Origin of the sequence: Actinopolyspora xinjiangensis (assembly GCF_900104475.1) — a bacterium.
GTDB classification, from domain to species: Bacteria; Actinomycetota; Actinomycetes; order Mycobacteriales; family Pseudonocardiaceae; genus Actinopolyspora; species Actinopolyspora xinjiangensis.
Genome location: NZ_FNJR01000011.1, coordinates 94,640 through 114,903, shown reverse-complemented (window position 1 = coordinate 114,903; position 20,264 = coordinate 94,640). Strand labels below are relative to the sequence as shown.

20 protein-coding genes are annotated in these 20,264 nt (G+C 69.2%); 5 read left to right on the top strand and 15 right to left on the bottom strand.

What is annotated here, in order from left to right; all coding sequences use genetic code 11:
- Positions 1–78: 78 nt before the first annotated feature.
- Together paaC and BLQ75_RS16975 are read right to left on the bottom strand one after the other, a co-directional pair.
- Positions 79–951 carry a 1,2-phenylacetyl-CoA epoxidase subunit PaaC gene (gene paaC, locus BLQ75_RS16980; protein WP_244515655.1) on the bottom strand — a complete coding sequence of 291 codons (873 nt, stop codon included), beginning with the start codon at positions 949–951 and terminating at the stop codon, positions 79–81.
- Positions 952–1,327: 376 nt separating this feature from the next.
- Positions 1,328–1,855 (bottom strand): DUF3592 domain-containing protein, encoded by a 528-nt coding sequence (locus BLQ75_RS16975; protein WP_244515654.1) that lies wholly within the window; start codon positions 1,853–1,855, stop codon positions 1,328–1,330.
- Positions 1,856–2,148: 293 nt separating this feature from the next.
- Between BLQ75_RS16975 and BLQ75_RS16970 the strand changes: the two genes are divergently transcribed.
- Positions 2,149–3,354: an isochorismate synthase gene (locus BLQ75_RS16970; protein ID WP_244515653.1), complete on the top strand. Its 1,206-nt coding sequence runs from the start codon at positions 2,149–2,151 to the stop codon at positions 3,352–3,354.
- Between the two features lie 40 nt (positions 3,355–3,394).
- Here BLQ75_RS16970 and BLQ75_RS16965 read toward each other — a convergent pair whose 3' ends face one another.
- Entirely contained in the window at positions 3,395–3,613 is a 219-nt protein-coding gene (locus tag BLQ75_RS16965) for a PqqD family peptide modification chaperone (protein WP_244515652.1), read from the bottom strand.
- A gap of 247 nt (positions 3,614–3,860) precedes the next feature.
- The gene (locus BLQ75_RS16960; protein ID WP_092603497.1) at positions 3,861–5,381 is read right to left on the bottom strand and encodes a M1 family metallopeptidase; all 1,521 of its coding nucleotides are present in this window, start codon (positions 5,379–5,381) and stop codon (positions 3,861–3,863) included.
- A 41-nt stretch (positions 5,382–5,422) separates the two neighbouring features.
- On the opposite strand from BLQ75_RS16960, the gene BLQ75_RS23115 reads away from it, so the two are divergent.
- Positions 5,423–6,352, top strand: coding sequence for a hypothetical protein (locus tag BLQ75_RS23115; RefSeq protein ID WP_139183014.1), 930 nt, complete (start codon positions 5,423–5,425; stop codon positions 6,350–6,352).
- Positions 6,353–6,729: 377 nt separating this feature from the next.
- Here the strand turns inward: BLQ75_RS23115 and BLQ75_RS16950 are convergent, their stop codons facing one another.
- Complete coding sequence (locus tag BLQ75_RS16950; protein ID WP_092603493.1) at positions 6,730–7,020, bottom strand: hypothetical protein; 291 nt, start codon at positions 7,018–7,020, stop codon at positions 6,730–6,732.
- A 174-nt stretch (positions 7,021–7,194) separates the two neighbouring features.
- On the bottom strand, positions 7,195–8,901 hold the full coding sequence (menD, locus tag BLQ75_RS16945; protein WP_092603491.1) for a 2-succinyl-5-enolpyruvyl-6-hydroxy-3-cyclohexene-1-carboxylic-acid synthase: 1,707 nt from the start codon (positions 8,899–8,901) through the stop codon (positions 7,195–7,197).
- A gap of 396 nt (positions 8,902–9,297) precedes the next feature.
- Here menD and menE point away from each other — a divergent pair, with 396 nt between their 5' ends.
- Positions 9,298–10,542, top strand: coding sequence for an o-succinylbenzoate--CoA ligase (gene menE, locus BLQ75_RS16940; RefSeq protein WP_092603489.1), 1,245 nt, complete (start codon positions 9,298–9,300; stop codon positions 10,540–10,542).
- Between the two features lie 116 nt (positions 10,543–10,658).
- The gene (locus BLQ75_RS16935) at positions 10,659–11,531 is read left to right on the top strand and encodes a 1,4-dihydroxy-2-naphthoate polyprenyltransferase (RefSeq protein WP_092603487.1); all 873 of its coding nucleotides are present in this window, start codon (positions 10,659–10,661) and stop codon (positions 11,529–11,531) included.
- 144 nt (positions 11,532–11,675) lie between these two features.
- Here BLQ75_RS16935 and BLQ75_RS16930 read toward each other — a convergent pair whose 3' ends face one another.
- The 6 genes from BLQ75_RS16930 to BLQ75_RS16905 all read right to left on the bottom strand — a co-directional run bounded on the left by BLQ75_RS16930 (position 11,676) and on the right by BLQ75_RS16905 (position 16,676).
- Positions 11,676–12,152 carry a hypothetical protein gene (locus BLQ75_RS16930; RefSeq protein ID WP_139183013.1) on the bottom strand — a complete coding sequence of 159 codons (477 nt, stop codon included), beginning with the start codon at positions 12,150–12,152 and terminating at the stop codon, positions 11,676–11,678.
- Between the two features lie 10 nt (positions 12,153–12,162).
- A complete protein-coding gene (locus BLQ75_RS16925) occupies positions 12,163–12,597 on the bottom strand; it encodes a hypothetical protein (protein WP_092603705.1) in 435 nt (144 codons plus the stop codon).
- 38 nt (positions 12,598–12,635) lie between these two features.
- Entirely contained in the window at positions 12,636–13,598 is a 963-nt protein-coding gene (locus BLQ75_RS16920; protein ID WP_092603483.1) for a WXG100 family type VII secretion target, read from the bottom strand.
- Between the two features lie 314 nt (positions 13,599–13,912).
- Entirely contained in the window at positions 13,913–14,242 is a 330-nt protein-coding gene (locus tag BLQ75_RS16915; RefSeq protein WP_092603481.1) for a hypothetical protein, read from the bottom strand.
- Positions 14,243–14,593: 351 nt separating this feature from the next.
- Entirely contained in the window at positions 14,594–15,193 is a 600-nt protein-coding gene (locus BLQ75_RS16910) for a DUF3558 family protein (protein ID WP_092603479.1), read from the bottom strand.
- 202 nt (positions 15,194–15,395) lie between these two features.
- Positions 15,396–16,676, bottom strand: a complete 1,281-nt coding sequence (locus tag BLQ75_RS16905; RefSeq protein WP_244515650.1) for an MFS transporter — start codon at positions 16,674–16,676, stop codon at positions 15,396–15,398.
- A gap of 740 nt (positions 16,677–17,416) precedes the next feature.
- On the opposite strand from BLQ75_RS16905, the gene BLQ75_RS16900 reads away from it, so the two are divergent.
- The gene (locus tag BLQ75_RS16900) at positions 17,417–17,755 is read left to right on the top strand and encodes a hypothetical protein (protein WP_092603475.1); all 339 of its coding nucleotides are present in this window, start codon (positions 17,417–17,419) and stop codon (positions 17,753–17,755) included.
- Between the two features lie 652 nt (positions 17,756–18,407).
- Here BLQ75_RS16900 and BLQ75_RS16895 read toward each other — a convergent pair.
- From BLQ75_RS16895 to BLQ75_RS23575, 3 genes are all read right to left on the bottom strand, one after another.
- A complete protein-coding gene (locus BLQ75_RS16895) occupies positions 18,408–18,881 on the bottom strand; it encodes a hypothetical protein (protein ID WP_092603473.1) in 474 nt (157 codons plus the stop codon).
- Complete coding sequence (locus BLQ75_RS16890) at positions 18,878–19,852, bottom strand: NsdA family TPR-like regulatory protein (protein WP_483069170.1); 975 nt, start codon at positions 19,850–19,852, stop codon at positions 18,878–18,880. Before BLQ75_RS16890 ends, BLQ75_RS16895 begins: the two co-directional genes overlap by 4 nt.
- 81 nt (positions 19,853–19,933) lie before the next feature.
- Complete coding sequence (locus tag BLQ75_RS23575; RefSeq protein WP_170837541.1) at positions 19,934–20,071, bottom strand: hypothetical protein; 138 nt, start codon at positions 20,069–20,071, stop codon at positions 19,934–19,936.
- Positions 20,072–20,264: the final 193 nt, after the last annotated feature.

Sequence of the window (20,264 nt, the reverse complement as noted above, 5' to 3'; positions counted from 1 at the left end):
CGCACTACGCCATCACACGACTGTGCCCCACGGGCGGGGCGCTCCGCTTGGGGGAAAGTACTCAAACGCAGCCGGGCGCTACGCCTCGACCGGTTCGTACTGGCGCATATCGGCGAGCAGGAACTCCAGTGCGGAGGTGTGCGTCCCGCCACGGCCGAGCGGCTCGGCGGTCTCGTGGAACACGCGGGAGTCGGGCGGTTCCAGCCGCGCCACCGACAACACCTCGTCGAGCAGTCTCGACACCTCGGGGCGCAGCCCGCTCGGGTCCACCGCGTAGCCGAGTGCGGCCAGTCGGCGCTCCACCGGGTGCGGAGCGAACAGCTCGCCGGTCATCGGCCAGACGCGCGCCAGTCCGACGCTCATCCGCTCCCGGGAGGTGGGGGTACCGTCACCGAGCCGGATGACCCACCGCGCGGCGTGGTCGCGGTGCCCCCGCACCTCGGGCAGCGCCACCCGTGCCAGTTCCGAGAGCACCGGGTCACGGCTGGCGGCGAGCCTGCCGAACAGGGCGGTCCGCCAAGCGGCGCAGACCATCAGCCTGGCGACGGAGACGGCGAAGTCGCCCCCGGCGCCGGGGCCGCAGTCGATCTCCACCAGCCGTACGTTGCGGAACTCCTCGACGCCACGCGCGTGTGCCAGCAGGTTCTCGTCCCTGCCGCTTCCCTCGACCGCGGCGGCCCGGCGCAGCAGCTCCCTGGCCTGCCCGAGCAGCTCCAGCAGTATGCCGACCTGGGCGCAGTCCTCCTCCAGGTCGGGGGAGTGCTGGCACCACCCGGTCTGCCGCCGTGCGAGCACCAGGGCGTCGTCGCCGAGCATCGTGCAGTAGACCGAGAGGTCGGCCGCGGGCACATCGCTCGGAACGCTTCGATCCGCGACCGCCAGCGGGTTTCCCGGCGCGGGACGCACGGTCCAGCCCCGCTCCCCCGTCGGAACCGCCGGCTCGGCTGCCACCGAGGTATCGCCGCGGCCGGAATTCCTGTGCCGTTCGGGAAACCGCTCCGGTGTCCCACCGGCTCCGGAAGTAACCATGGCCGCCCCCAATTCGTCACCGGACCACTCGGACACGTGGCGTGAGCACGCGTAGGTGGTCGGATACCGGTGTGTGAACCGGGCGCCGGGAGAGACGAACTCCCCCGCCCGAAGTCGTGGCCACCGGTCCGCCCACAGCGGGCCTTCGCCGCTGGGAACTTCCGTCGCTGGGAACTCGCTCCAGCGGCGGCCTCCGTCTCACCGGGCCGGGCAGCCGGGCTTCGGCCGACAGCGCCGGATCACAGCGCCATTCTCCCACCGTGCTCCGAGTTCCCCAACCGAGTGAGTGAACGAGTGATCACGCTCCGTTCGACCGGGCGGACGGAGTCCCTCGGTTCGGCCGGTTGCGCCGCGACAGCCAGTAGCCGGGCAGCACGAGTGCCCACACCACGGCCAGCGCGCTGCCGACCGGCAACAACGCCACCGACACGTCCCTGCCCGCGACGCGCACCAGGTCGGGATCGGTCTTGTCGAACTCGACGCTGACCAGCTGCCCCTCCTGCAGTTCCATGGGGTAGAGCACCCCGCCCGGCGGAACGTAGACCCGGCCGCTGTCGGTGTTGAAGCGCACCACCGCCCGCAGGTAGGACTTCTCCACGACCTCGGCCGACGCGGTCCCCATGTTCCGCTCGATGCTGCGGTCGTTGAGGTGGCAGGCCAGCAGCAGTGCCAACCCCAGCGCGGTGAGGAATCCGCCCACCGCGAGCACCAGCGACGGCGCGAGCGCTCGGAACCCCCGAGGGGACCGCCGCGCTGCCGAACGGTCGTCGCCCGGGCCCGGTTCCGCGGTATCGACCGTCCGTTCCGCGTGCGTATCGCCAGTCACGACCCGTGATTGTAGTGCTCCCCGGGGAACGGACCACGAGACGACCCGTTCGGGAGGACGGTGCGCCGGGAGCCGTCCCGCCGCTCGCGGCGGGAGAGCGGAGCGCTCTCCTCGAAGGAAGCCCCGGATTCTCCCGGGTCGGCCCGTGTGGCAGCGGGCACGCGCGAGGTGGGTGTCACCCGACGGAGTCGCAGGAGACCTACCCTCGAAACGTGGACCACTTCCAGCACAATCTGACTGTCCGCACACGTAGGGTTCCGCCTCAAGAGGGACGCTACGATCTTTTGGACCTGTTGCCCGAAGGGATATCACCCGATTCGGGTCCGCTTTGCTGGACCCGGCACGGTGAGGGGCTGGTCGGCTGGGGGGAGGCACTGCGCATCGAGACGGGGCACACCGAGCGGTTCGTCGAGGCGGACAGGCGGTGGCAACGGCTGGCGGCGCGCATGGAGGTCGACGACGAGGTGGAGCTGCCGGGAACGGGCCCGGTGGCGTTCGCCAGCATCGCCTTCGGCGACGATCCCGGTTCCTCCGTGCTGATCGTTCCCGAGGTGGTGGTCGGACAACGCGGCGGCGTGCGCTGGATCACCACGATCGGCGATCACGAACGCCGGTTGTCACCCGCCGTCCCGGCGCGCTCCCCCGGGACCGTCCGGTACGGCGACGGCGAGTTTCCCACCACGCGCTACCGCCAGGCCGTTGCCGAGGCGGTGCGCCGGATGCGCGGTTCCACGGAGCTCAGCAAGGTGGTACTGGCCCACGACCTGATCGCCACCACCACGGAACCGCTGAGTCCGCGGTACATGCTGGGCAACCTGGGCAGGCGCTACCCGGGGTGCTGGACGTTCGCGGTGGACGGCCTGGTGGGGGCCACCCCGGAATTACTGCTGCAGCGCAACGGCAACGAGGTCAGCTCCCGCGTGCTGGCGGGCACGGCGTGGCCACGCGACGGGCGCACCCAGCGGCAGTTGATGGCCGAACTGCTCGGCTCAGCCAAGAACCGGGGAGAGCACACCTACGCGGTGCGTTCCCTGGCGCACGGGCTGGAACCTTTCTGCAAGGAGCTGGAGGTACCCGCCACCCCGGAGGTGTTGCGGCTGCGCAACGTGATGCACCTGGCCTCGGACGTCTCCGGCCAACTGGACCCGATGCTCGCGCAGAGCGGCCACGCGGGCCTGCTTCGCCTGGTACAGGCGGTGCATCCCACGGCCGCCGTGGGAGGCACCCCCACTTCCAGCGCGATCGAGTTGATCGAGGAGCTGGAGGAGATGGACCGGGAACGCTACTCGGGACCGGTCGGCTGGGTGGATGCCGACGGCAACGGCGAGTTCGGCATCGCGTTGCGCTGCGCGCGGATCACGTGGCACTCGGGCGAGGGCTCGCGAGCTCGGCTGTTCGCGGGGTGCGGCGTGGTCCCGGACTCCGATCCGGACACGGAGGTGACCGAGGCGGAGGCGAAGCTGCTTCCCGTACGGGAGGCGTTGGAAGGGGTGTGTTGATCCCGAGCGAGCGGTTCCCCCGGGAAAACCGGTGGAGTCCTCACTCCGCGTCGACGAGCCGCGCCGCGTGCAGCTTCTCCAGCACCGCGTTCACGTCGTCGGCCGCCGTCCGCCGATCCACCCGGTAGGCGATGACCAGCTTCTCAGTCACGCGTTCGGGTTCCTCGCCGTTGAGCAGATCACGCAGCACCCTCGCCCCGGTCGGGTTGAGTTGGCCGGATCCCTCGTCCCGCAACAGCATTCCCTTTCGGACCTCCACACTCCACCACGCACGACGACACCGCCCGGGCTCCACCGTCGAACTCCCGTACCGGAGTTCCGCTCCGAAAGCCCGCACCGGCCGGGCCGAACACCCTCCGCACGGAGATTATCGGCGGGATCACGGCACGGAACAGCTCTCGGGCTCGAAGTTCACGCGAAGGTACGACTCCCACGCACCCGGCGGGCCGGAAGAACCGTCCCCGCCGCGCGCCGGACGGGGACGGTCGTCGAGCGCTCCCGGGGTGTCAGCCCCGCCGGTGCGCGCGGGCCAGCAGCTCGTGGGTGTGGTCCAGCCGTTCGACCGCCTTCGGCTCGGGAGCGTCGGCGGATCTCGCCGAAGCCGTCCGGGCGACTCCGGTCTCGACACCGACCCGCGGTTTGCCCTCGCTGAACAACCACTCGTCGAAGAAACCGTCCAGTCGCTGCCCGGAGATCCGCTCGGTGAGCTCGACGAACTCGGACACGGTGGCGTTACCGCCCCGCTTCCGCTCGAACCAGGTCCGCACGGTCTCCAGCATGGCCTCGTCGCCGATGCGCTCGCGCAGTGCGTGCAGCGTCATCGCCCCCCGGTTGTACACCGAGGCGTGGAACAGGCTCTCCTTACCGGGATCACCGGGTGTGAACCGCCAGAACGGCGAGTCGGCCGGGTAGGAGGAGTAGTAGTGGTCGAACAGTTGTTGGGCCGTCCCGTTGCCCTGGTGCTCGGCCCACAGCCACTCGGCGTAGCTCGCGAAGCCCTCGTTGAGCCAGATGCTCGACCAGTCCTCCAACGCCACCGAGTTCCCGAACCACTGGTGCGCCAGCTCGTGGGTGACCACCGAGGTGTTGGAGCCGATCCGGAAGAAGTTGGGGCTGTAGACGGGCCTGGTCTGGTTCTCCAGCGCGAAGCCGAGGCCCTCGGCGGGCACCACGCCGCCCTGGCTCTCGAACGGGTAGGGACCGACGAGTTCGGAGAGGAAGTCCAGGATCTCCGGGGTGCGTTCCAGGCTGGCTTCGGCCGCTCCCCGCAGCTCGCCGAGGTCGTCGGCGTAGGCGGTGACCATCGGCTGGTCGAAGGCGCCCTTCTTGCTGTGCACGTCGTACTGACCTATGGCCAGGAAGGCCAGGTAGGTGGCGCTGGGGCTGGGCATCCGCCAGTTCCACCTGGTCCAACCGCCCAAGCGGGTACGAGCGGTCATCCTGCCGTTGGAGAGCACCTCCGTCCCGTTCGGCACGGCGACCGAGATGTCGAAGGAGGCCTTGTCCGAGGGGTGGTCGCTGCCGGGGAACCACCACTCCGCGATCCGGGGCTGTCCTACGGCGACGGCGCCGTCCGCCGTGCGCTTCCAGGGAGTCTCGCCGTTCACCTCCACTGTGGATGGCTTGTCCGCGTAGCTGACCACGAACGTGGCCAGGCTGCCCTCGGGCAGGGCGCGTTTCGGCGTGACGGTCACCTCGGTGGCGTCCTGCCGCTCGACCCGGGCGGGCGCGCCGTTGACCCGCACGGAACGGATCTCGAGCGCGAAATCCAGGTTGAACGAACTCAACCTCTCGGTGGTCTCGGCCTCGTTGGTCGTGGTGCCGCGCAGCAGGTCGTTCTCCGGTTGGTAGCGCAGCCTTATGTCGTAGTGGGACACGTCGTAGCCGCCGTTGCCGGCCTTCGGGAAGTACGAATCCCCGACACCGGGCGCACCGGCACCGCCGGTTCCCGCCAGCGCCGGAGTCGCGAGAACCGCCGTCGCGGCGCAGGTGGCGACAGCGGTACGTAGCGCTCGTCTCCGCAACAAGTGACAACTCCTAACACGGTGCTCGATCCGGAACACACCAAGTGATCATACGCACGCGGAGCGCGTTCGCTCCGGATCAGCGGGCGACGCTATCGCCGCGCCGGGGCCGAGAACAGCACGCGCGGATCACGGGATTTGCCGCCGAGATGGGCGGAACCGGCAATGGTCGAGTGCCTGTCGGACACCGGGTGGTGGGCGAATCCTCCGAAGAAGCACCGCTACCGCACGAGCGGGTGAAAATCCTTGCGGCCACACTGCGCTTTCTGGCGGAATCGATTCCGGTGATCGAAGGATACGGCGAACCTCTCGCATTCGGTCACCGAACAGGAAAGCAAAAAAGCGAAGTTGTTTCAGAACGGAGCCTGACAATGTCCGAAAGCGTTTCCGGGATCTCCGGCAACCGCTCGGGTAACCGCAAATTCGGTACGGCTCTCGCGGCGAGCCTGCTCTGCGCCGCCGGGATCACGATGGTAGCCCCTGCCGCGCAGGGCGAGTCCGTATCGGACTCGCGGCAGGATGTCTCGGTGCACTGCGCGTCCGGGGGGAACGCCAACTTCACTCCCGGCCTGATGCCGGTCCCCAAGCGGAGCACGGTGCAGTTCGACGGCGAGAACAAGAAGTGCACCGACCTGGCCGACACCGGGATCGTCTCCGGCACCTTCACCGGTTCCTTCACGGCCAAGATGTCCTGCGAGGTCGGCGCCGGTGACGGAGTCGACGGCACGGCCAAGATCACCTGGAAGTACGACGACGGCAGTACCAGTAAGAGCACCGTCAGCCTGACCATGAGCGGCCAGACCCTCAACGAGGCGCGCTTCGAAGGCTACGTCACGGAAGGCCCCCTCGAAGGCGAGCGTTTGGAGGGCACCTTCTCCGTGGACCTGTTCTCGGCCGGGGCGTCCTGCACGGCGGGCTCCTTCACCGGCGGGCTGAAGCAGGCTCCGTTCGAGGGCAGCTACACCATCGGCTGACGGCACTCGCCACAACCGGGCTGACCGGTTGACCTCACCGTGGATTCTCCCATTCGCTTCCACGTGAACCGGGAGAATCCCACGGTGATTCGGGTTTATTCCGAATCCGTTTCGGCACCACGTGTCGAAGTGGACAGTACAGTCCCCGCCCCTCCGAAATCGTCCGGCACGCATCCCGAATCAGAGTTCGAACGAGTCCGGCTCATTCAGCGACGCCGAAAAACCGCGGCCGCCCTCACGGCGATTCCCGCCGAACGATTCCCACCGGATTCCCCGGACGGCTCACGGCGACGCCGACACGGATGTCGCGTCCCCCGCCGCTCGTCGGCGGCACCGGGGTGCGTGCGGTGCGGGACGAACCGTTCCGCGAGGAGCCGTCATTCCCGGCCGGGCGGAGCCGGGCCGATGTGGTCGTGGTCCCGCAGGTTGTGAAGCAGGTCGAGCACGGCCTCCACGCTGGTGGAGGCGATCGGACCACGTCGGTGGGGTATCGGAACGTCGGTGTAGGTCGTGTAGGGGATCCATCCCCGCCGCTCGGGATCGTACATGACGCTGCCCAGGTGGTCCCCGGCCACGAAGAGCTCGTACCCGATGATCCCCCGGTCACTGTCGAGGACCGGTTCGAAACGCTGGTCCGTGATTTCCTCGGCGGTGTAAAGACGGGTCATGTCGTCTCCCGGAAAGCGCGGCTGTCTCACTGGCGGGCCTCGCGCACGGTCGGCGCGAGAGGCGACCTCCGAGCGGACAGTCTCGCACCGACACCGGACCACCACGAAGGGTGTTCGCCCGACCGCCGACAGCGGGCGATCACGAGCACTTCCCACACGCCCGAGCCTTCCCGCTCACCCGAGCACAGCGGACGACACTGCCTCGGACAGCCGCTGGTGCAGTTCGCGCAGCCCGTCGCGCGGGGTGCGGACCTCGATCACCCGGAGCCCGGGCCGGTACCGCAGCGCCTCCCCGAGCTCCGTCTCGTCCACCAGCCGGTGCGACACGCCGTGCGCCGCGCACAGCGCGGCCAGGTCGGTGCCGTGCGGGGTGCCGAAGACGCGCTCGAACGGCTCGGCGTGGTTCGGATGGCCCTGTTCCAACAGCGAGAAGATCCCGCCGCCGTCGTCGTTGCAGACCACCATCGTCAGGTCCGGCCGCCGCTCGTGCGGTCCCAGCAGCAGGCCGTTCGCGTCGTGCAGGAAGGTCAGGTCCCCCAACAGCGCGTAGGTGGGGCTCCGCCGGGCCAGCGCCACGCCGATGGCCGTGGAAACCGTGCCGTCTATGCCCGCCACGCCGCGGTTGCGGTGCACCCGCACATCAGCACGCCGCCTGGCGGACAACGCCACGTCGCGCGTGGGATTCGACGAGCCCACCAGCAGCGTCGCCCCGGCAGGCAGCGCGTCCAGCACCCGGGCGGCGACCACGGGGCCGTACGGCCGGGACTCCCGGGCGAGCGCGGCGGCCAGTTCCGTGCCCGCCTTCTGGTCGGCGGCACGCCAGGTCTCCAGCCACTCCGGATCAGGGGTCACCGGGGAAGGATCCACCGAGTCCGCGACCCGCGAGACGTCGTGGGCGGGGGCCGGCCAGGCGTCGTGCCCCCCGTACAGCAGGAGGGTCTCCACCCCGCTGTCGGCCAGCAACCGCTGCACCTGACGGAACACGGTCGGCCTGCCGACGCAGACGACCTGCTCCGGCCGGTGGGCGCGGAGGAACTCGGCGAGGTTCAGCAGCCACATCCCGGTGGGCAGGAGGGTCTCACCACCGGCGCCCACCCCACCGGTCTCCGAGAGCACCGGCCAGCCCAGCCGCACCGCCCAGTCGAGCTCGTGCTCGTGGGCGTGTTCGGCCAGCAGCACCAGACCGTGCGGCGAACGCGGCCGGAGGAGCGCGGTCTCGGGTTCCGGCGCGGCGAACTCGGTCCAGGGGCGCCGATCGTCCCGTCCCGCCAGGGATTCGCACCACTCCGACGCGGCGCCCTCCGGCTCGTCCGTTCCCGTGGCGATGGGCTCGTCGGGCACCAGCGGTTCCCGGAACGGCAGGTTGAGGTGTACCGGCGCGGCGGGGCGCGATCCGCCGAGCGCCGCGTGCACCGCGCGGCAGATCTGGCTGCGCCAGTAGGCGTTCTGGCCCGGTCGGTTCTCGGCCACCGCCAGCTCGCCGAACCAGCGCACCGAGGTGGTGTAGAGACCGTGCTGGTCGATGGTCTGATTGGCCCCGGCGGCGCGCAGCTCGGGCGGGCGGTCGGCGGTGAGCACGAGCAGTGGCACGGCCGCGTACCCCGCCTCGGTGACGGCGGGGTGCAGGTTCGTCGCGGCGGTGCCGGAGGTACAGACCACGGCCACCGGCTCACCAGTGGCGGCGGCGATGCCGAGCGCGAGATAACCCGCACTGCGCTCGTCGACGCGCACGTGCAGAGCGAGGCGTTCCCGGCGCGCGGCCGCGTGCAGCGCGAAGGCCAGTGCCGCGTTGCGAGACCCCGGGGACAGCACCGCGTGACGCAGCCCGTCGCGCACGAGTTCGTCGACGATCACCTCGGCCTGGGCCGTTGCGGGATTCAAGCGATCACCCGGGATCTTCCGACAGCGAATGTGGGCCGCCGGTCACTCTATAGCAGTGCCTCACCTCGACTTTCGCAGGTCGGGCGGCGGAGCTCGCGGAGCCGGGACGGTGCGCGGGACCGGGAGCGGAGGGCACGACGCGGGTCCCGACCACCTGCCCGGGGCGGGGACGGCCGAGCGTGGGGAGGGTTCGGAAACCGTTTCCCGCGGTGACTGCCACGGCACTGCGTCAGGTCCTCGATCCGGCCGCGTGGCGGTCTGTGGCGGGTCGCGAGTTCACCGACGTCACCTACCACCGGTGCGCGCTCGACGACTCCGCGCGGCGACCGACTCCGCGTGGCGACCGCCACCGACGCGGCACGCGCCCGAACCGCTCGGTGGGCGGACAATGGCCCCATGAGCAGCGTCAGAGAACTCCGCACCCTGACCGTTCCCCGAAAGCCGGACGAGATCCCGGGGGTGCTGCCGGAGCTGCGTGCCGCGCTGGACGGCACGGGGCCCGCGCTGCTGCCGCTGGCGCCGGACGACCCCACGGCCCGGGAGACGGCCCGTTCGCTCGGGGCCGGGGAGCCACTGGGCGATGGCGAGGACGCCGGGGACGATCCCACCGCCCTCGTGATCGCGACCTCGGGGTCGACCGGAACCCCGAAGGGGGTGCTGCTGTCCTCCTCCGCGCTGCGGAGTTCGGCGCGGGCCACCCACGATCACCTCGGCGGACGCGGCCAGTGGCTGCTGGCCATGCCCGCCCATCACGTCGCCGGGGTTCAGGTGCTGGTCCGCTCGGTCGTGGCGGGGCTGGAGCCCGGCGTGGTCGACACGCGCGGGGGGTTCACGGCCGGGGCGTTCGCCGAAGCGGCCGAACCGCTGCTGGACACCGTGCACCGGCACTACACGGCGCTGGTGCCCACTCAGCTGTCGCGGCTGCTGGACCCGGCGAGCGATCCGCGCGGGCTCCGCGCGCTGCGCCGCTTCGACGCGGTACTGGTCGGCGGAGCCACCACCGCTCCCGCGCTGCTGGAACGGGCACGTGCGGCTGGGGTGACCGCGATCACCACCTACGGCATGAGCGAGACGGCGGGCGGCTGCGTCTACGACGGCACCCCGCTTGCGGGTGTCGGGGTTCACGTGGAGTCGCCCGAACCGGGGCGGATCAGCCTGTCCGGGCCGACACTGGCTCGTGGTTATCGCCACTCCCCCGACAGCGGCCGTTCCCCGAACAGCGGCCACTCATCCGAAGGCGGTCACGGCTCCGGGCGTGTGGCGTTCGAGGGCGGCTGGTTCCACACCGGCGATGTCGGGCAGTGGCGCGACGGACACCTCGAAGTGCTGGGCCGGGCCGACGACATGATCGTCACCGGCGCCGTCAAGGTGGTGCCGAGCTCGGTGGAACGCGCTCTGGTCGAGCACCCCGGCGTCCGGGAGGCGTGCGTGCTGGGTGGCCCCGACCCGGAGTGGGGACAGGCGGTGCTGGCGGCCGTGGTTCCCGAGCGCACCGCGCCGGACGAGCGGGAGCTGCACGGGCTCGTCAAGCGACTCCTCGGGGCCGCGGCGGCCCCGAAACGGTTCCTGGTGGTGGACGAGCTGCCGCTGCGGGGGCCGGGCAAGCCCGACAAGCGGGCGTTGCTGGCGATGTTCGGGTGAGTCGCCGCGCCTCTCCCGTGTGCGCCTCGTCGCGCGCCGTCGGCGCTCGGTGACCAGGCGCGGGAGGGAACACCCTGGGGAGACGTCGCGGATCGGCGGTGCGCGAGGATTGCGCCATGGCCTCAGTCGCTGAATGGGTCGAAGGTGTTCGGATCCGCACCTGGCCGAACGCGATCGCCCCCGTGATCGCGGGCAGCGCCGCCGCTGCCGGAGCCGCCGGGTTCGACCCGCCGCTGGCGCTGTTGTCGCTGCTGGTGGCGTTGTCGCTGATCACGGGGGTCAATTTCGCCAACGACTACTCGGACGGCGTCCGCGGCACCGACGAGGTGCGCACCGGTCCGCAACGGCTCGTGGGCTCGGGATCGGCACGTCCGGGCAGCGTTCTGGGGGCGGCGCTGGTCTGCTTCGGCGTCGCGGCCGTCGCGGGGCTGGCGGTGCTCTACCTGAGCGGGCACTGGTGGCTGCTGGCGTTGGGGGTGGTCAGCCTCGCGGGGGCCTGGTTCTACACCGGCGGCAAGCACCCGTACGGCTACGCGGGCTGGGGCGAGCTGGCGGTGTTCTGCTTCTTCGGCCCGGCCGCCGTGCTGGGCACGATGTACGTGCAGGCGGACACCGTCAACGGTTCGGGGATCGGGGCCGCCGTGGCGATGGGCGCGTTCTCCAGCGCGGTGCTGGTGGCCAACAATCTGCGGGACATCCCCACCGACCGCCGCAGCGGCAAGCGCACGCTCGCGGTGCTGCTCGGCGACCGGGACACCAGGATGCTGTACGTGACCCTGGTGCTGGCGCCGTTTCTGATCACGACGCTGACGGCGCTGCGGCTCACGCCCGCACTGCTCGGCTTCCTCGCGCTGCCGTTGGTGATCGCCCCGCTGCGTCGGGTGACGCGCGGGGACACCGGGCTGGCGCTGCTTCCGGTGCTGCGCGACACCGGGCTGGCGATGCTGCTCTGGGCCGTGGCGACCGCCGTGGGGCTGGTGCTCGGCTGAGGCACGGCCCCTCGGTCGAGTCGAGGGTGGCCGACGAGGCCCGGCGGGGTGGGGGCTCGGAGTCCGCGACGCGGTGGGCGCCGACCACGCGGACGGCGCCCACCCGAGGCCCGGTTCGGGTCGCGGCGCATCGCCTGAGGCGCTTCAGTTCCGGATTCGCACCAGCCCGTAGTACCAGATCAGCGCGAGCGCCAGCGGAATCGCCGCGATCGCGGCGGAGCCGAACCGCACCAGCCGCGAGGTCGCCAGCTTGTACATCGTCAGCGTGGCACCCGACCTGATGGTGACCCGCTCGTCGCAGGTCACCGTCGCGGTGCCGGAGAACCACGGCTGGTACTGCCGGTAGGAGACGGTGGAGTCGTCGCGCGGGCTCCGGATGTCGCGCCGTTCGCCGCTGTCGGGAACGACGTCGCAACTGGCCCATCCGTTCTTCCTGAGGTTGTCGGTGAGCGCGATGGTCTTCCCGCTCCAGCGGTACTCGTCCGCGTTCTCCTCGGTGACCCCGCGGTCGGACCGCAACGTGGTGGCGTTCAGCGTCGCCGCCCCGTAGAGCACCCCGAACCCGGCGACCACGAGTACGACCCAGCCGATCGCCAGGTACAGCACTGCTTTCCGCAACATCCGTCCTCACTCACCGGTTACCGCTCCGCAGGAAAGAATCGGGCGGTTCCTCGTCGTCCTGTTCGGGGGCACGGTTCGGGTCGTTGGCGATGATCTCGCCCACCTCGTGCCCCTCGTCCAGCATCTCCTTGACCCGTCGCATGGCGGGTACGCCCGCTTCGAACGCGCGCCGCACCCCTTCGTCCGCCATCGCCCGGCCGCTGGTCACTTCCTGCCAGCTCAGCTCTCCCTCGTCGATGCGCCGCTGCAACTCGGCGATCTCGGTGGGCGCTTCTCCGCGCCGGACGAGCTGTTCGATCCGCTCGGTCTGCTCCTCGGAGAGCTCCGCTTCCGGCAGCTCGCTGTTCAGCTCGTCGGCACGTGCCGCGACGCGCTCCGCCTCCGCCACGGCCTCGTCGAGCGCGGCCTCGGCGTCGCGGATTCGCTGTGTTCTCCAGTCCCGCAAGTCCTCTCCTGGTTCGACGGGGTCGATGGGTTCCGGTGTCACAGCTCGCCCGACATGCTCGTACGGCGCCCCGCACCGTCCTGTGAGCCGGTGCCTCCCCGCCGGCCCGCGCTTCTCGGCTGATCGGCACCGTCCCGCTGGTCCGTGCTCGCGTCTCCACGCATGTCCGAGGCGGTCCGCCGCACATCGGAGGCACCACCGCGCACCCGCGTCGCCCCTTCCCGCACCTGGTCGACGCCGTCCGTGACTCCGGACACGGAGTCGGAGAGCCCGCGCGTCCGGTCCAGGGCGGCGTTGACGGCGTCGCCGGTACCGCGCGGCCCGTCGCCACTGGCGACGTCCTGGATCTTGGCGAGCGAGGTACCGGTGGACTCGACTCCCTCGACCACCTGCTTCACGCCCTCGTACATCCGGATGATCGCCTGGATCAGGTCCATGATCATGAACACGATGTCGACGCACCGGATCACGATGCGCACCGCGTTCGCCCAGCCCCCGACCGGTATCCAGGCGGTGCACGCGGCCTGGATCAGTCGGTTCACGAGCTTGGTGATCAGCTCCAGGATCTTCGAGCAGAGCGTCTTCGAGGTGTCTGCCGCCTTGGTGAAGGCGGTGCTGACCAGGTCCGCCACGGCGGCGTCGGCCTCCAGCGCCGCGGTCCAGGTGCCGACCATCATGGTCTCGAACGCGACGGCCGCCGCGCCGTCCCAGCTCTGCCGCAGGTCGCTGACACCGTGGTTGAGGTTGCGCCGCACGGCACGCAGTGACTCCGCGATGTCGGTCCACGCCTTGGCGTTCTGCTCGATCTTGGCGAAGTCACCGGTGATGGGCGAGATCAACGACTCGACGAGGTTCTGCCCCGTCACCTGCTCGTAGATCCAGTTGACGCCCTGTACCTGCCAGCTCGCCCCCTCGATGGCCGACTTCAGGGTCTCCGCGTCCGCCTGCCCGGTCCGCTGCTCGAGCTTCGCGGTCGGATCGTCCACATCGGCGAATGCCATTCGTCCCCCTGGGAAACTGTCCCCGTAACGGTTCGCGCCGGTGGTTCGCCCGGCGGAACCTTCCGTCCTCTCGTGGGCGGATGCCCTCCCGCGGTGACGGCCGGTCGCCGTCCTGCCCCGGTTCCGCCGGTGAACTCCCGTCCACGACAGCGCTCCTGGTTCACGGCAACGGCCCCCGGTGCCCGCCGGGGCGGGACGGCGCCGGGTGCCCGACCGACCACCGGTCGGTACCGGAGACAGCGGCGGCCGGTTCGGGCGAGGTCGAAGCGGGCGGATACCGGGGAATTCGGGCGCTCGGTCGTACCGAGTGGTGTTCAGTCCCGCATCCCGTCCAGCGCGTTCTCCACGGCCCCGAGCAGTCGCCCGATCTCGCGCTCGCGCTCCTCGTAGTCGGCGGCGGTGTTGTCCAGCTCCTCACGCACCCGGAGCAGCCTGGCGTGGGCCAGTCGCAGCGTCTCCGAGTACAGCGCGGTGGCGCCCCGCACGACCGGGACCAGGGTGGCCATGACGCCGGTGAATCCGCTGGTGTCCGAAGCGGTCTCGTTGGCGTAGTTCTCGATCTCCTTGAAGGACTCGGCATTGCGCCGCAGCAGATCGCCGTAGCCCCGTAGCCGCGACGGCACCGCTTCGACCCTTTCGGACACAGTTCCCCCTGGTAGCCGGATTCGACCGATCATTCATCGGAGCCGATTAACACGTTCGGACCATAACTGTGACGCGTCCGAGGGTGGGGCGGTTCCGAACATCCGGCGACGGATTTCGGCAAGATGAGGTGCGATCCGGGGATCGGCCACCCGGCGGAGGTTCACCTCGCCGGAGTGCTCGGTCGGCGCGAGCCGAGCGACTCGACCGCCCGAGGGTTCTCCCGTGTCGTGCTCTCGCAGGGGGCGGTGGAGACGTTGTGCGGCACCCGCCCGATGTCTCCGGTCTCGATCACGGGACCACGAGAGGTTCCGCCAAGCTGGCGTCCCGACGGCCCGACCGGAGAAGTCCGATCAGTGCGCCACTTTCTCCAGCACTCGGCCGGTTATTCGCCGCGCGGCCTCGCACCGCTCGGTGCCGGATTCCCCGTCGCTGACCACGACCTGCAGCGTGGCCCCCGCCACGTCGGAGTAGACGGTGCAGTCGTTGGCGTAGGAGGTCCTGGAGGCGGCGACGGGGAGCTCGGGGATCGGCTCGCTGCCGAGCCCTTCGAACCCGTCGGGCTGCGCCGCCACGAGGACCGAGCGGTCCTGTTCGGCCTCCTGCTCCGCCCGGTAGCGGCAGCCGCGCACCGGCGGGTCGAAGCTGACCTCCTCCGGCTGCCCGTCGCGCACCGCGAAGGCCGGTTCGCGCAGCTCGGCGGGATCGATCAGCGAGCACATCCGTGTGGCCGAGAGGTCGGCCAGCTGTTCGCGCTGTTCGGTCGGGGTGGTGGGCGCGGCCGAGGACGACGGCGCGGGGGTCGTTTTCCGGCCGGTACCGGTGGAATCGGTGTCGGTCGTCGTCCCACCTCCGCCGCAGCCGCTCAACAGCACCAGCAGCGCGCCCGCGCAGGCCGAGACGCGCGATCCGGTGCGCCTCGACCTGGAACCGGCGCCAGAAGCACAAGACATGGCTTCCAGGATGCACCAGAACGCCGCATCGCGCGGGACGTCCGTGGTCTCGCGAGAGATTCACCGCGTCACTGCCGGGAACGGAACCCGGTGCCGGGTGCGTCGTCACGTCGTCCCAGGGTCCACTGTGAACCGAAACGACGAGGGCGCCGCCGGTGGTGACGGGTCCGACGGCACCCTCGCCCGGTTCGTTCGAACGTTCTCAGCGCTCGGTGGCCGTCGGGACCGCCGCGTCCTCGGTGAGGTCTTTCTCGTAGGTCTCGGTCAGCAGGTAGGCCGAGCCGAACGAGATCACCGCGAGCACGATCACGTAGGCGGCGATGGACATCGCGGAGTCGGTCGTGCCGTACAGCCAGGTGCAGATCATCGGCGCTATCCCGCCGCCGAGGATGGAGGCGAGCTGGTAGCTGATCGAGATGCCGCTGTAGCGCAGCCGGGTGGAGAACAGCTCGGAGAAGTAGGCGGACTGGGGGCCGTAGACCGCCGTCCGGCACAGCTGCATCACCATGCCGCCGAGCAGGTAGAGCATGATCGCGCCCGTGCCCACCAGCATGAAGTAGGGCACCGAGATCAACGCCATCACGGCCATGCCGCCGAGCACCATCCTGCGCCTGCCGAAGTAGTCGGACAGCAGTCCGAACAGCAGCATCAGCGGTATGTCCACGAAGCTCAGCAGTGAGTTCGCGTTGAGCACCGTGGTGCGTTCGAACAGCCCTTCCTCGGTGGTGTAGAAGACCATCCAGGTGCTGGTGACGTAGAACGTGGCGTGCGTGCCCAGGAACATGCCGGTGGCCAGCAGGATCGTCTTCGGGTGCGAGCGCAGCGCCTCCAGCACCGGCATCTTGGCCTTCTCCTTGGTGTTCATCACCTGTTCGAAGACCGGGCTCTCGCTGATCGTGATGCGGATGAGCAGACCCGCCACGATCAGCACGGCGCTGAGCAGGAAGGGGACGCGCCAGCCCCAGGCGAAGAACTGTTCGTCGCCGACGCTGGCCGAGATCGCCGAGAAGGTGAGGTTGCCCAGCAGCAACCCGGCGGGCACGCCGACCTGCGGCCAGGAGCCGTAGAAGCCGCGCCGGTTGGCGGGGGCGTGCTCGACGGCCATCAGGGCGGCGCCGCCCCATTCGCCGCCGACGCCGATGCCCTGGGCGAAGCGGAGTGTGACCAGCAGCAGCGGCGCCCAGGCGCCGATCGTCTCGTAGGTGGGCAGCAGCCCGATGAGCAGTGTGGCCACGCCCATCAGCATCAGCGACCAGATCAGCATCGGTTTGCGGCCGAGGCGGTCGCCGAAGTGGGAGAACACGACGCCGCCCAGCGGGCGGGCGATGAAGCCGACGGCGAAGGTGGCGAAGGAGGCGATCGCGCCGACCATCGAGTCGAGTTCGGGGAAGAACAGCTTGTTGAACACCAGCGCGGCGGCGGTGCCGTAGATGAAGAAGTCGTACCACTCGATGGTGGTGCCGATGAGGCTGGCGAATGCCACTCTTCGGGAGTGCGGCTGTGACGTACCGACCATTTGGTATGCACCCTTCGTGTCGAAGCTGTCGGGGACTCGCACGGACAGGTGGATGTGGCGTAAATAACTAACGCTGTAAGTTTTGGGAACGTTAACGACAGGACGCGCCGACCACAAGAGGGCGCGAGAACTCGATCTTGAAAAGGACGAACGGGATCGGGGCGGGCGAAGCGGCGGAGGACGGGAACGAGCTTCGAGGCCCCGTGGCGGTCCTACGATCCAGTACGACCCATCGATCCACAATGGTCTTACGATGACTCGGTGAACGATCCCGCCTCGGGGACGTCGGAACAGCTCGGAGAGGCAGGCGGACCGGGACCGCATACCGTCGTCCGGCACAGCCGCATCACCATGCCGCCGAGCACCATCGGTGCGCCTACCGAACCAGCCGGACAGCGGCCCGAACAGCGACATCAACGGTATGCCCACGAAGCTCAGCAGCGAGTTCGCGTTGAGCACCGTGGTGCGCTCTCAGCACACAGCTCACCGACGCGCGGACACAGGGCACGCGAGCTCCCCGTACCGAAATCGCGGGTTTCGACGGGACTCGACACAGAAAGATTTATTTATGAACCAAACAAAATCGATACACGTAAATATTGATCTTTTCGAGTGAGAAAAGAAAAGAAGCCTGTCTTTGATCCCGCCTCGGACTTTACCGTCCCGACCGGTGGGAACACCGGGTTCCCCAGGACAACAGGAAAAGCATGCAGTTAATACGAACCTTCTCCCGGATCGCGGCAGCGGTTCTGCTGACCCTCGGAGCCACGCTCGGCTTCGCCGGGGTAGCCACGGCGACACCGGAACAACCGACCGACGTCTATGGCTGTAGTGAGAATTACATAACGGGAAGCGGCGGGCACAAGGGCGTTTCCATCACCTGCGTCGGAGACCGGGGGGACAGTTTCCGCGCCGTGGCCGTGTGCAAGAAGCTCGGCGGCGAGACCTACACCCACTACGGTCCTTGGGTCTTCGCGTACGAGACATCGACCGTGTGGTGCGATCTCGGTGCCCGGGTCTCCAACGCGTGGGCCCAGAGCGCGTGAACACCGCCGACGGGAAAATCCCAGTCGTGCGCCCCAGCATTCGTGCCGTGTCATCTTCTTCCGGCAGTGAACAAGTACCAGCGATAATCGCGATTCCACCCGGATTCGCCCCGCGCGGAATATTCCGCTGATCGGATCGAGCCGTTCAGCTCGTTCAAAGCAGAGCACGTCGCATCCTGCACGGGGTTCCCGTGTGGGATGCGACCACTTCATACCGATCGCCGTCACAGAGGAGTGATGCTCGGCCATCGGCCGAACCTCCTGGTTCAGCGATTCCAACGGATCCAGGTGCTGTGCTGGTCGGTGTAAGCCGCGATGACCGACTACGAAAACGGCGGACGGAGAGTCGCGTGGCGTTGGCTACAGGAGTTCGAGAAACCGCGACGGCGAGAACAGTACCGCGTCCTAAAGTGGGCAGGACAGCCCCAAGCCTGGTCGAAACGACGTAGCCGATTCCCGCTCGCTCGGCTGGTCAGCCCACCTGGGTAGCCCCCACGCGGGGGCTAAACCGAATGAACCATCAACACAGAAGTCATCGAAGAACTCCGACCAGAGCTCTCACTCATCAGCCGAGTAGCGCCGGAGAACCTCGCGGCACCGCAGCGGATCGATGTCGTGCTCCTCGCGCCGATCCGCTCGGGCGCGCCCGGCCTCAGTCGCGGCGGGCGCCCTCCGGCCAGATCACGGTGGTCGGTATCCCTCGGTCTCGCGCCGCCTTCACGATGTCGGCGGTGCCGCCGTAGCCCCGTGCCGGTTCGCCGTCCCACACCGCGATCAGCCGGTCGGCTCGTTCGATCATTTCCAGGCTGGCGTCCATGTGGGACCGCGAGGTGGATTCCACGTGGTCTAGCCGCACGACGTCCGAAGCACGTGCCACGAGGGCGTCGTAGGTCGGGTGGTGCTCGGCGGGCAGCCCTTCCCGGTACCGGGCCGCCGGAACGATGACCACGAGCTCTCCGCCGTGGTCGAGCACGGCACGCGCGAAGAGGCTGTCGGCGCCGTCGGCGAGGCAGCTCACTCCGACGACCTCGGGGGTGCCCGCTATCTCCTCGCGCAGCGCGGTGTCCACGAGTCGTTCCGTGTCGTCGGGGAGACCTCGGTGTCCCGTGATGGCCAGTTTCGTCACCGCTGGTCCTCTTCGTAGAGCTCGGTCAACATCCGGTCGAGGTCCTCGACCTCGTGGCTGCGCACCGGCAGCTCGGACCGCAGCGTTCGGACGCTCGACACGATCCGCTCGGAACCGTACTGCCTGCCGACCCGCAGCGCTTCCAGGCCGAGTTTGGCGGCCTCATCCTGATGGGCCGTCCGTGCCAGTAGTAACGCGTGCTCGACCTTCGCGAGCGCCTGGGGCTTGGGAGTCGTCATGCCCGGGAGTGCGGCGGCGTAGGCGCTTTTCGCCGCCGACAGGTCACCGAACTTAGCCAGCGCACTGGACCGGTAGCGAGCCACCTTCGCCGAGGTGAAAGCGAACATCCACGGCCATCGGGCCTCACCGGGACGTCGATCGGCGAGGTGTTCGGCCGTGTTGAGCGCTTCGGTCATCGCCACTCGGTCCCGCAGCGCGCCGAAGGCGACCGCTCGCAGGGACGCGAGCCATGCCCGGGCGGCGGCCGGACTGCTGTTGTCGAGCTGCCGAGCCGCCTTGTCGAGCAGTCGCACTCCCTGACGAGAGTCACCGATCTCGACGGCGAAGTGTCCCAGACTTCCGATCATGTAGGACACCAACAGGGGATTGCGGGCTGACTCGGCGAATCGGATGCTCTCCCGGTACCGCGCACACGCGAGGACCGTATCGCCCCGATCAGCCGCGAGCCACGCCGAGAAACCAGCGACTTCGCTCAGGGCGGCGAATCCCCGCGCGTCGTGCGGCTTGTTCCGAACGATCTGCTTCACCAGCCGCAGATGTCCTTCAGCGGCGGGTGCGAGATCCCGCGAAGAGACCGACGCTTCCATGCGCCGATAAGACTCGGTCGGTGCGGCGATCGACGTGACGAGATCTTCGCTGGAGCCACCCGTCACACCGGCACCGCGACTTCGCGCCAGCGCCACCCCGACACCAAGTCCGAGGGTCGTTCCGAGGTAAGTCCTTCTGTCCACGTCTTCAGTGGTACACCCGTTACCACGTCGCCTGAACCCGAGTTCGAGATCTGAATCGGCATTCAGGATGTGCCGCAGCGCTCACCGGTAGTGAGCGGCTGGCCAGCGGATGTCGCCGCGCTCCCACTTGCCGATGTGGTTGGCGTCGACCTCGGTGATCTTCTCCGTCAGCCGGTAGGTCTGGACATTCACGGCTTCGGCCAGTTCTTGGCGGGTCATCGGCTGGCCCGGTGATGACGGTGACCCTAGGCGTTGCCGCGCAGCGCGTAGGGCTTCGTTGGGCTCCGGCACACCTGCTCCTCTGATCAGTCCGTATCCGACAGTAACGAACCGACTACCCGAGGAGAAAATCAACTCTCCCCGAACTCTCCCCTTGCGCTCCCGGCATCGCTCCCTCCCGTGTCAGGCCACA